This window comes from Spiroplasma endosymbiont of Megaselia nigra (genome assembly GCF_003987485.1).
Taxonomy (GTDB): domain Bacteria; phylum Bacillota_I; class Bacilli_A; order Mycoplasmatales; family Mycoplasmataceae; genus Spiroplasma.
In genome coordinates, this window is record NZ_RCOO01000028.1 from 1 (window position 1) to 10,372 (window position 10,372).

At 29.0% G+C, this 10,372-nt stretch carries 10 protein-coding genes and 1 pseudogene; all 11 read left to right on the plus strand.

Going from position 1 to position 10,372, the window contains the following annotated elements:
• Position 1: 1 nt before the first annotated feature.
• The gene (locus D9R21_RS08635) at positions 2-136 is read left to right on the plus strand and encodes an IS3 family transposase (protein WP_126820873.1); all 135 of its coding nucleotides are present in this window, start codon (positions 2-4) and stop codon (positions 134-136) included.
• A 356-nt stretch (positions 137-492) separates the two neighbouring features.
• Positions 493-1,590, plus strand: coding sequence for a 30S ribosomal protein S2 (gene rpsB, locus D9R21_RS02295; RefSeq protein ID WP_126820933.1), 1,098 nt, complete (start codon positions 493-495; stop codon positions 1,588-1,590).
• 70 nt (positions 1,591-1,660) lie between these two features.
• Positions 1,661-2,551 (plus strand): translation elongation factor Ts, encoded by an 891-nt coding sequence (gene tsf / locus D9R21_RS02300; RefSeq protein WP_126820934.1) that lies wholly within the window; start codon positions 1,661-1,663, stop codon positions 2,549-2,551.
• A gap of 31 nt (positions 2,552-2,582) precedes the next feature.
• Positions 2,583-3,215 (plus strand): MFS transporter, encoded by a 633-nt coding sequence (locus D9R21_RS02305; RefSeq protein WP_126820935.1) that lies wholly within the window; start codon positions 2,583-2,585, stop codon positions 3,213-3,215.
• 239 nt (positions 3,216-3,454) lie between these two features.
• A complete protein-coding gene (locus tag D9R21_RS08195; protein ID WP_241568681.1) occupies positions 3,455-3,859 on the plus strand; it encodes a spiralin lipoprotein in 405 nt (134 codons plus the stop codon).
• Between the two features lie 111 nt (positions 3,860-3,970).
• Positions 3,971-4,177: pseudogene (locus D9R21_RS08200) on the plus strand (spiralin repeat-containing protein); the annotation flags it as partial.
• A gap of 153 nt (positions 4,178-4,330) precedes the next feature.
• A complete protein-coding gene (gene pfkA / locus D9R21_RS02315; protein ID WP_126820936.1) occupies positions 4,331-5,314 on the plus strand; it encodes a 6-phosphofructokinase in 984 nt (327 codons plus the stop codon).
• 53 nt (positions 5,315-5,367) lie between these two features.
• Positions 5,368-6,804 carry a pyruvate kinase gene (gene pyk, locus D9R21_RS02320; protein ID WP_126820937.1) on the plus strand — a complete coding sequence of 479 codons (1,437 nt, stop codon included), beginning with the start codon at positions 5,368-5,370 and terminating at the stop codon, positions 6,802-6,804.
• Positions 6,805-7,059: 255 nt separating this feature from the next.
• Complete coding sequence (gene thrS, locus D9R21_RS02325; protein WP_126820938.1) at positions 7,060-8,976, plus strand: threonine--tRNA ligase; 1,917 nt, start codon at positions 7,060-7,062, stop codon at positions 8,974-8,976.
• A 334-nt stretch (positions 8,977-9,310) separates the two neighbouring features.
• Complete coding sequence (locus D9R21_RS08205) at positions 9,311-9,505, plus strand: hypothetical protein (protein ID WP_241568682.1); 195 nt, start codon at positions 9,311-9,313, stop codon at positions 9,503-9,505.
• A 364-nt stretch (positions 9,506-9,869) separates the two neighbouring features.
• On the plus strand, positions 9,870-10,163 hold the full coding sequence (locus D9R21_RS02335; RefSeq protein WP_241568683.1) for an agmatine deiminase family protein: 294 nt from the start codon (positions 9,870-9,872) through the stop codon (positions 10,161-10,163).
• Positions 10,164-10,372: the final 209 nt, after the last annotated feature.

Consider the following 10,372-nt stretch of genomic DNA (forward strand, 5'->3'; position numbering starts at 1 on the left):
TATAACAAAATACAAAAATTTTAATGAGCTAAAAAATATGATAGATAATTATATTGTTGAGTATAATAATTATAGAAGGGTTTTAAAATTAAAAATGCCTCCAATTCAATTTGAATTAAAAAGCATTTTAAATTAAAAAAATAATTCTCAGTTATTTGAAACTGTGCATTGTTTTTGATTTACTTATTTTTAATTTATTAAAAATTATGAAACCTTGAAAAACAAACAATTTTTAATTAAAACACAATAATAGAAAAATGAACAGAATTCAAATGAACAGCCAAAAATGTTATTTATCTTTGATAAATAACATTTTTATTTGTTTGTTTAAAACAAAATATGTTATAATTTAATTGCTTGTATTCAATAAAATTAATTATATACAATACACATTTATGGATTCATTTGCCCAGTGCTATTTGTTTTAATAAGATAGTGGTAAATGTTAGAAATAAATGGATGTTTTAACGAAAAGGAGAATTAAATATAAATATGGCAAAAGAATTAACAAGAGAAATGTTATGAGAAGCTGGTGCTCAATTTGGACATCAAACAAAACGATGAAATCCAAAAATGAAACCATACATTTATGGTGAAAAGAATAAGATTCACATTATTGATCTACAAAAAACATTATGAAGATTAGAAGATGTTAAAAAATTAATGGCAAGTATTGCTGCGCGTAAGGGAAAAATCTTATTTGTTGGAACAAAAAAACAAGCCAAGTGGATTGTTAAGGATGCAGCGGAACGTTGCGAATGTTTTTATGTTAATCAACGTTGATTAGGTGGAACATTAACAAACTTAAAAACAATTCATTTACGTGTTAAAAGATTATGAAATATTGAACGCCAAGAAAAAAATGGGGAATTAAAATTATTACCAAAAAAAGAACAAATGTTAATTAAAAAAGAAAAAGATAAATTAGAAAAATTCTTAGGTGGAATTAAAGTAATGAAAGAATTACCACAAGCATTATTTGTGGTTGATCCAAAAGAGGAACATATTGCCGTTCGGGAAGCACGCAAATTACGAATTCCAGTGATTGCTATTTGTGATACAAATGTTGACCCTGACCCAATTGACTATATTATTCCAGCAAATGATGATACTTCACGCTCAATTGCAATTATTACTAATCATATTGCTAATTTATATGGTGATGCAATGGGAATTAAAATGCCAGAACCTCAATTTAAACCAAATGAATTTACGCGCCGTGATGGTGATGACAATCGTAATTCACGTGGTGGGCAATATGATAATCGAAGAATGAGTGGAAGAAATGAACGTGGAAAAGAAACATATTCGGCACATAAAGTACAACCTTCAAGAAAAGAAGAGGCACCTGCTGTAGCAGAACCTGTCGCAGTTAAAGAAGAACCAGTTCCAGTTCCACCACCAAGTTTTAATTTCGATACAATTAATGTAGTTGATAATGATTTAGAAAAAACATTATCAAAATTAAAAGTTGATGAATTAGAAATTCTTAGCGAAGGATTTGCCTTACCAAAAGCAAAAAAAACTGAAATGGTTAGTGAATTAAGTAAACATTTAACAATTGTTGATAATAAAATAGTAAAAAAATAACATAAAAATTAAATTGTATTAACCGGTTAGTTTCAATACAAGCACCCTTAAATTTGAAAGGAGAATTAGAATGGCAGTTACTGCACAATTAGTAAAAGAATTAAGAGATAGAACAGGAGCCGGAATGCTAGATTGTAAAAAAGCATTAGAAGCTACTGATGGAAAGATTGAAGAAGCAATTACATGGTTGCGTGAAAAAGGAATTACCAAAGCGGCCAAAAAATCTGATCGAGTTGCTGCTGAAGGATTAGTTGGTTTAGTAACTAAAGGTGATAAAACAGTTATTTTCGAAGTTAATTCAGAAACCGATTTTGTTGCAAAAAATAAGCAATTTTTAGATTTAATGGCAACCGTAGGAGAAACTTTAATTAATAATGAACCGAAAACTGTGGAAGATGCATTAAAAATATCAGTTAATGGTGAATCATTAGAAACTGTTATTGTTTATGCTATTGCAACAATTGGTGAAAAGATTACCTTACGTCGTTTTAAAATAATTCATTTAAAAGCAGATCAATCAATGGGATTTTATTTACATTCTAATAATCGCATCGCAACTGTTTTAACTTTTAGTGGTAAAATTGATGAAACAATTGGAAAACAATTAGCAATGCATGTTTCGGCAATGCGTCCACAATTTATTTCACGTGATGATATTTCAACGGATTTTTTAAATAGTGAAAAAGCAATTTTAACGGCTGAAGCAAAAAATGATCCAAAAAATGCTGGAAAACCAGATAATATTTTAGAAAAAATGGTTGAAGGGCGTTTAAATAAACAATTAGCAGAAATATCATTTTTAGACCAAGTTTTTGTTGTTAATCCTGATCAAAAAGTTAGTGATGTTATAAAAGAAAATAATGTTCATGTTGTTGATATGATTCGTTATGAAGTTGGCGAAGGAATTGAAAAAGAAGAAATTGATTTTGCTTCAGAAGTAATGGCACAAGTTCGCAAATAAGAATCATTTTGATAGAAAGGAAAGCCTAAAAATGGAAAATACTGAAAAAGGAACAATAATTGCAATCTCGATGGCAGCATTTTTATTTGTTGCAGTTAGTTTATCAATTATTGGTTATTTAATTAGTTTTACAAAACGAAAATTTAAAGCACGTTTTATTAATAAAAAAATTTTAATTATTCTATTTACAGTGTTAGGAATTAATTTACCAGTTTTTATTCTTGGATTTTTATTCCAGTTTGTTATTGATTTCTCAACAACTGCACCATTAATTATTATTGTGTTAGCTTTTGGCTTGACAGTTGGGGTAGGAGTTTATATTTTCTTATTTTTACAACTAATTGCTGTTGGAATTGATGAAAAGGAAATTGCTTTTTTAGGGGAGCGAATTTTAATTCGAAAAATTACTCGTGTTGAACGCAATGATAAAACAAATCAATTAGTAATTTATCATACCGAAGGAACCCGTAGTAAAAAGAAATGTCGTTTTTCATTAGCAAGTCAAGCAGGGCAATTTATGATTAATAATGTTAATTTATTAAATCAAGAAATTATGCCATTTGTTCCAGAACAGACCAAACCAGAATTAAAAGTTAGTGAACAACAAGTAAGCGAAGAACCGGTTTCTGAATCAAAAGAAGCTAAAAATACAGAAAAAGATTAAAAAATTTATTTGAAAAATCTTTTTTTTTTTTTTTTTTGAAATATTTATTGTCTTTAAAAATATTTATTGTATAATTGTTTCTATAAGGGAAAGAAAAAGAAAAATATAAATTGTATAAAGTAGGTTAGAAGCAATTAATAATTATTATTAATGTTATTTTTCTCTTATATATTCAATGTAATTTTAATTACATTTGCTTTTATAAAAACACTACTTAATAGAGAAAGGAAATATAAGAAATGAAGAGAATTTTATCGATTTTAGCAGCTTTTGGTGTATCAGCTGTGGGGACAACATCAGTAATCGCATGTAACAAAACTGAAAGTAACAACTTATCAAGAGTTAAAACAATTGCAGCACCCGCAACTGTAAAGGTATCAGATGTAAAAAAAGTTACAAAAGAAGAAATTAATAAAGCATTAGATTCTAATGTTTTAAAAGCAGTAGAAGGTGTTGTAAAAACAGCACAAGCAACTGACTTTGTATATGAAGTTTATGCAGACAACAAAGGTAAAGCATTAGATACTGTTGATTTAGGATCAGATAAAGTTGATGTATATGTTCAAATTACTCCAGCAAAAAATAAAACCGTTGTTATTGGTAAATCAGAATATATTAAAGTAACTTTACCAAAAAATGTTTAAGTAACAAAAGCAGATATTTCAGATGTAACAGTGCCTGAACAAACTGTAGAAATTAAAGCAAAGAATCCAAATGCGACAACTATTAATGAATTATAAGCAGTTAATAAAGATACAGATCTTGCAAAAGCTGTTTTAGCTGCTATAAAAGCGAAAGTACCAGGTGTAGAAGCAAGTGAATTTGCAATTACAAATAATGGTGCAACGGGAAACTATTTATCATCAAAAACTGTTGAAGTAACAGTTAAAGCAAATGATAGTTCAGCAAAAATTACTGGTCAATTTAAATTCAATGCAAAATTAACAGTTACAGAAGGTTAATAAGAATTACTTTTTCTTATTTGGAACAAAATAAAAAAACACTTACAAAGTGTTTTTTTATGATTTTTAGTTAAAAAAATCTTTACAATCGTAGAATATCAACTAAAATTAATATAAACAAGATGAAAGAAACAAAAGAGAAGGAGAAAAAGCATGCTTAAAAAAATTGGAATTTTAACATCTGGTGGTGATTCGCAAGGAATGAATGCGGCGATTGCAGGGTTTATTAAAACAGCACATGCTAAAGGATTAGAAACATATATTATTCGTGATGGTTATTTAGGATTAATTAATAATTGAATGGAAGTTGTTGATAATAATTTTGCGGATAGTATTATGCGTTTAGGGGGGACTGTGATTGGAAGTGCACGCTTACCGGAATTTAAAGACCCAAAGGTACGAGAAAAAGCTGTTACTAATTTAAAAAAACAAGGAATTGCAGCATTAGTAGTTATTGGTGGAGATGGCAGTTATCGAGGAGCGCAACGGTTGACAGAGATGGGAATTAATTGTATTGCTTTACCAGGAACAATTGATAATGATATCACTTCATCAGATTATACGATTGGTTTTGATACTGCCATTAATATTGTTGTTGAAGCAATTGATCGCTTGCGTGATACAATGCAATCACATAATCGTTGTTCAATTGTGGAAGTAATGGGTCATGCCTGTGGTGATATTGCTTTATATGCTGGAATTGCTGGTGGAGCAGATATTATTTCAATTAACGAAGCTGCTTTATCTGAGACAGAAATTGCTGAGCGGGTTGCAACATTACATCAAGCACAAAAACGAAGTGTTATTGTTGTTGTTAGTGAAATGATTTATCCCGATGTGCATAAATTAGCAAAATTAGTTGAAAGTAAAAGTGCTTATATTACCCGTGCAACAGTTTTAGGACATACTCAACGAGGTGGTAATCCAACGGCAATGGAGCGTTATCGTGCTTTTCAAATGGCACAATTTGCTGTTGAACAAATTATTGCGGGAGCAGGTGGTTTAGCAATTGGCAATCACGGTGATCAAATTATTGCTCGTCCAATTATGGAAGCATTAAGTATTCCACGACCATCACGGAAAGAAATTTGAGCTAAATTTGATGAATTAAATCAGAATATTTATCAAAAATCATAATTTTACGATAAAATAAGGTGGTAAAATATTTTTAGAAGGAGATTGTCAAGAGAATGGATAACTTTAATATTAACGAGAAAATGAAAAGAACAAAAATTATTACAACAATTGGGCCAAGTACCCATTCAGCGGGAGCCCTTGAAGAACTGTTTAAAGCAGGAATGACCACAATTCGCTTAAACTTTTCACATGGAGATCATGCTGAACAAGGAGCGCGAATTGTGTGAGCACGAGAAGTTAGTGCTAAAATTGGTAAACCAATTTCAGTATTATTAGATACGAAAGGTCCAGAAATTCGTGTTGGAATAATGAAAGATGGGAAGCAAGAAATTGTTGCTGGTGCAACAGTTATAATTTATTCATTACCAAAGGAATATCAAAGCCGTGAAGGAACTGGAACGGAAATTACTGTTTCATATGATATGTCACAAGACTTAAAAGTTGTTGACGTAGTATTAGTTGATGATGGGAAATTACAGTTAAATGTTACTGGTGTTAAGCCAGGAATTATTGAAACAAAAGCTTTCAACCATCATATTGTTAAAACAAATAAACGAATTAATTTACCGGGGGTCGACTTTACATTACCATTTTTAGCTGAAAAAGATATTAATGATATTAAATTTGGAGTTGAACAAGGAATTGATTATCTTGCAGCATCATTTGTTAACACAGCTGGTAATATCAAAGAAATTCGAAAATTATTAAAAGAGTGTAAAGCTGAACATGTTCAAATTATTGCTAAAATTGAATCACAAATTGGAATTAATAATATTGATGAAATTATTGCCGCATCGGATGGAATTATGGTTGCACGGGGAGATTTAGGTTTAGAAATTCCTTATTATGATGTTCCATATTGAGAAAAAATTATTATTCGTAAATGTCGTGAAGCAGGAAAAATTGTTATTGTTGCAACACAAATGTTAGAAACAATGACAGAAAATCCATCGCCAACACGAGCAGAAGTTACTGATGTTTATTTTGCAACAGAATTAGGATCTGATGCAACAATGTTATCAGGTGAATCAGCAAATGGTGACTATCCATTTATTACTGTTCATACGATGGCAATGATTAATAAACGAGCAGAGCATGAATTTTATTCAAAATTATATTATGAAAAGCAATTAGAAGATGCTATGAATTCAACAACAGGACCACGCGCTGATATTGCTAAAAAATTAGCAAATAAATGTAAAGATGGAAAATATGAATATGCTGTTGTTGTTTCAAACACCGGAGAATTATTAAAAACAATTTCAAAATTCCGCCCGAATGTAGTAATTTTAGGAGTTAGTCCACTGCCAGAATTGTATACTGCCTTTGGATCATGGCATTCAATTTTTATGAATAAAGTTGATAATTATGAAGCATTTAAAACAGATGAAAAAGCAATTTGTGAAGTTGCAAAAAAATGAGGAGCAAAAATTGGTTCAACAATTTTATTTGCGCGCAACGAAGAAATTAAAGAAATTACAATTAAATAATTAAACTAGTTACCCATGGTCTAATCTTCCTCTTTTCTCAGCAAGTTAAGGATGATGGAAGCTTAATAAAAGAACGATTAGATTACTAGTAACAACGGTTAGTTTACGTTTAAGCACTTTTCGTTATTAAGTGTGAAAGATAAATTAGGTTAAATCCTAATTAAATTAGGATGGTACCGCGAAGAACTCGCTCCTAGTATTATTGTTTTAATAATATTGGGAGCGAGTTTTATTTTTAGGAAAGGAAGATTACAAATGATTAAAATTACATTACCAGATGGGCAAGTTCGTGAATTTAAAAGTCCACAAACAATTCATGCTATTGCTAGCAGTATTGCATCAAGTCTAGGGAAAGCTGCCTTTGGTGGGGTTTTTGCTGGTCAAATTCGTAGTTTAGACTATTTAGTAACAACTGATGGGCAATTAGAAATTATTACTGATAAATCACCACTAGCCTTATCAATTTTGCATAATACAACAGCATTAATAGTAGCAAAAGCAATTACTAATTTACATCCAACCGCTAAAATTGCTAAAATTGTGGTACAAGATGATATCTTTTTAATTGACTTTGATGTTGAACCACATTTAAAAGAAACCGATCTTAGTGCTTTAGAACAGGAAGTAACAAAATTAATTAATAATAATCTTGCTATTACACCTGTTTTAGGGACCCTGACCGATGCAAAAAAATGATATAGGGATAATCCTTATTTATTAACTTTTTGTCTAGAAACAGGGGCAGAACAAGCCGGATACTTACTTGGCAATGAATTATATTTGCCAAATACTTATCCAGTTACAACTTTAAAACATATTAAAGTATTAAAACTTTGAAGTTTAGCAGGAGCGTATTGACAAGATGATGCTAAAAATAAAATGTTGCAACGATTAACTGGAAGTTCACATTTTTCGCGTGAATTATTTGAACAAATATTATTAGCATATGAAGAGCGAAAAGAACGCGATCATCGTAAAATTGGAAGGGATTTAGAAATCTTTACTTTTGAGAAATTAGTTGGACCTGGTTTACCAATTTGGTTACCAAATGGAATGGCATTAAAAAAAATACTACAAGAATATATCCGAGAAAAAGAATGAGAATATGATTTTATTGAGGTTGATACACCAGTTATTGGAACTAGTGAAATGTATAAAATTTCTGGTCATTGGGATCATTATCAAGAAAATATGTTTGCACCAATGGCACAAGATAATGAAATTAGTGTTTTACGGCCAATGGCATGTCCGCACCATATTGCTGTCTATAATTATAAACAACGTAGTTATCGTGAATTACCATTACGGATTGCTGAGCATGCCATTTTACATCGTTATGAGACATCGGGAAGCTTAACAGGACTCGAGCGAGTACGAATGATGCAATTAACTGATTCACACATCTTTTTACGTCATGACCAGTTAAAAGAAGAATTTAAATGTTGTTTTAAATTAATTGATGAAGTTTTAACAGATTTAAAAATTACTGTTGATTATTATTCATTGTCATTACGTGATCCAGCAAATAAGGAAAAATATTATGATGATGATCAAATGTGAAATCATGCTGAACAAATGCTACAAGAAGCATTAGATGATTTAAAAATTCCATATGTGCCAATGATTGGCGAAGCATCGTTTTATGGACCAAAGTTAGACATTCAAATTAAGACAGCATTAAACCATGAAATTACTGTTTCAACTCTACAATTTGATTTTTTATTACCAAAAAAATTTAATTTAAGTTATATTGATGCAACAGGAGCAAAAGCAAGACCAGTAATGTTACATCGTGGTTTAATTGGAACTTATGAACGTTTTATCGCAATTTTATTAGAACAAACAAAAGGGGTTTTACCATTTTGATTAGCTCCAAAACAAATTGTCATAATCCCAGTTAATAATGATCATCATTTGGAATATGTTAATGAATTACATCAGCAATTTAAAAAGTTAAAATTACGTACAATGATTGATGATCGTGATGAGCGTTTAAGTTATAAAATTCGAGAAGCACAAGTTTCTAAAATTCCATATCAAATTGTGATTGGTGACCAAGAACGGGATAAAAAAATGATTACTTATCGAATTTATGGACAAGAAGACCAAATTACTACTACTTTTGATAAGTTTATTATTTTAATTAATGAACAAATTGTTAATAAAGTTTAAAAAAATATTTTTTTCAGGAAAATTATATTTCCTTTTTTTTTTTTTTTTTAACCCCAAAATTATGATAAACTAAAAGTGGAAAAAACTTTTTAATGGATAAATATTTGCAATAAATATTATAAAATAAAACTAGGATTATGATGTTGGGTCGTTTAACTAAAAAGGATTACTACTTTAATTGTTATAAATTTACAATTAATCAAAAATAAGTATTTTTTTGTATTAATTAATTTTAAGAAAAACAATTACCCTCTATTTGATAACATAATTTTAACTTTATTTTTAACACAAGATATTTGCTAGTTTATTGTATTTATGATAAGGTTATAATAATATGAGGAAAATTGGTGAAGAAATGGCAGTTAATCTTTTTGAAATTGATTATTTACAATTATGTTTTTCTGATTTAGGTTCAAATTATATTAAACAATCAGAAATGACAGATATTATTTTATATCAAAATGAAATCCAAGTTGATAAATTACGGGTTAATTATCATCAAAGACATTTAGAAAAAGAATGAGATTAATTTAAACTTAAAATTATTAATTCAACTGCCGCAACAGAAGTTTTTAATCTTTGTTTAAATTTAAATTTTGCTTTAACAAACAAAATTAAGGTTCTTTGTAAATTATAAAACCTCAGGGAAAAATGATTACACGTTGTATCCCAAGTATTAGTCAAATTATGTCATCTTCACCAGTTTTTTTTGAAATTAATATTTTAAATCAAATGTATTAAAAAAATATCTATATTGAAAATTTTTGTTTAAAAATGATTTTTAATAATAATCATTTATTATTATTTGTTATTTAAAACAAATAATATTTTTTAATTATATTTTTCTTTATTAATAAAATAGTCGGTGCTATTTAGAACGGAGGAATTATAAAATGAGTAAATTATTAACAACAACTCCGCAAGAAGATGGGTTTTATTTGCCAGCAGAAGCAAGTAATCATTTACAAACTTGAATGATATGACCATATATGAAAGATAATTGACAGAAAAATGCTTTTCCCGCGCAAAAAATTTTTGCATTAGTTGCTAAAATTATTAGTAATTATGAACCAGTCCAAATGATTGTTAATGAACAGAATTATTTACGAGTTAAAAAAATGCTAGGAAATAGTAATATTAACTTAGTAAAAACAAATTATTATGATAGTTGGGCACGTGAAATATAGACTGCACCCCAAAAAGTAAGTAAAATTAAAAAAGAACTTTACTAAACTTTTAGAGGGGGTGCATTTTTATATGGCAAGAAAAGGACAAAAATTTAATAAATATACAGCATATTTTAGAAAAATGATAGTACAAGAAGTTAAAAATAATAAGATAAGTTTTATTGCTCAAAAATATCAAATTAATAACAGAACCGTTGCTTCATGATATG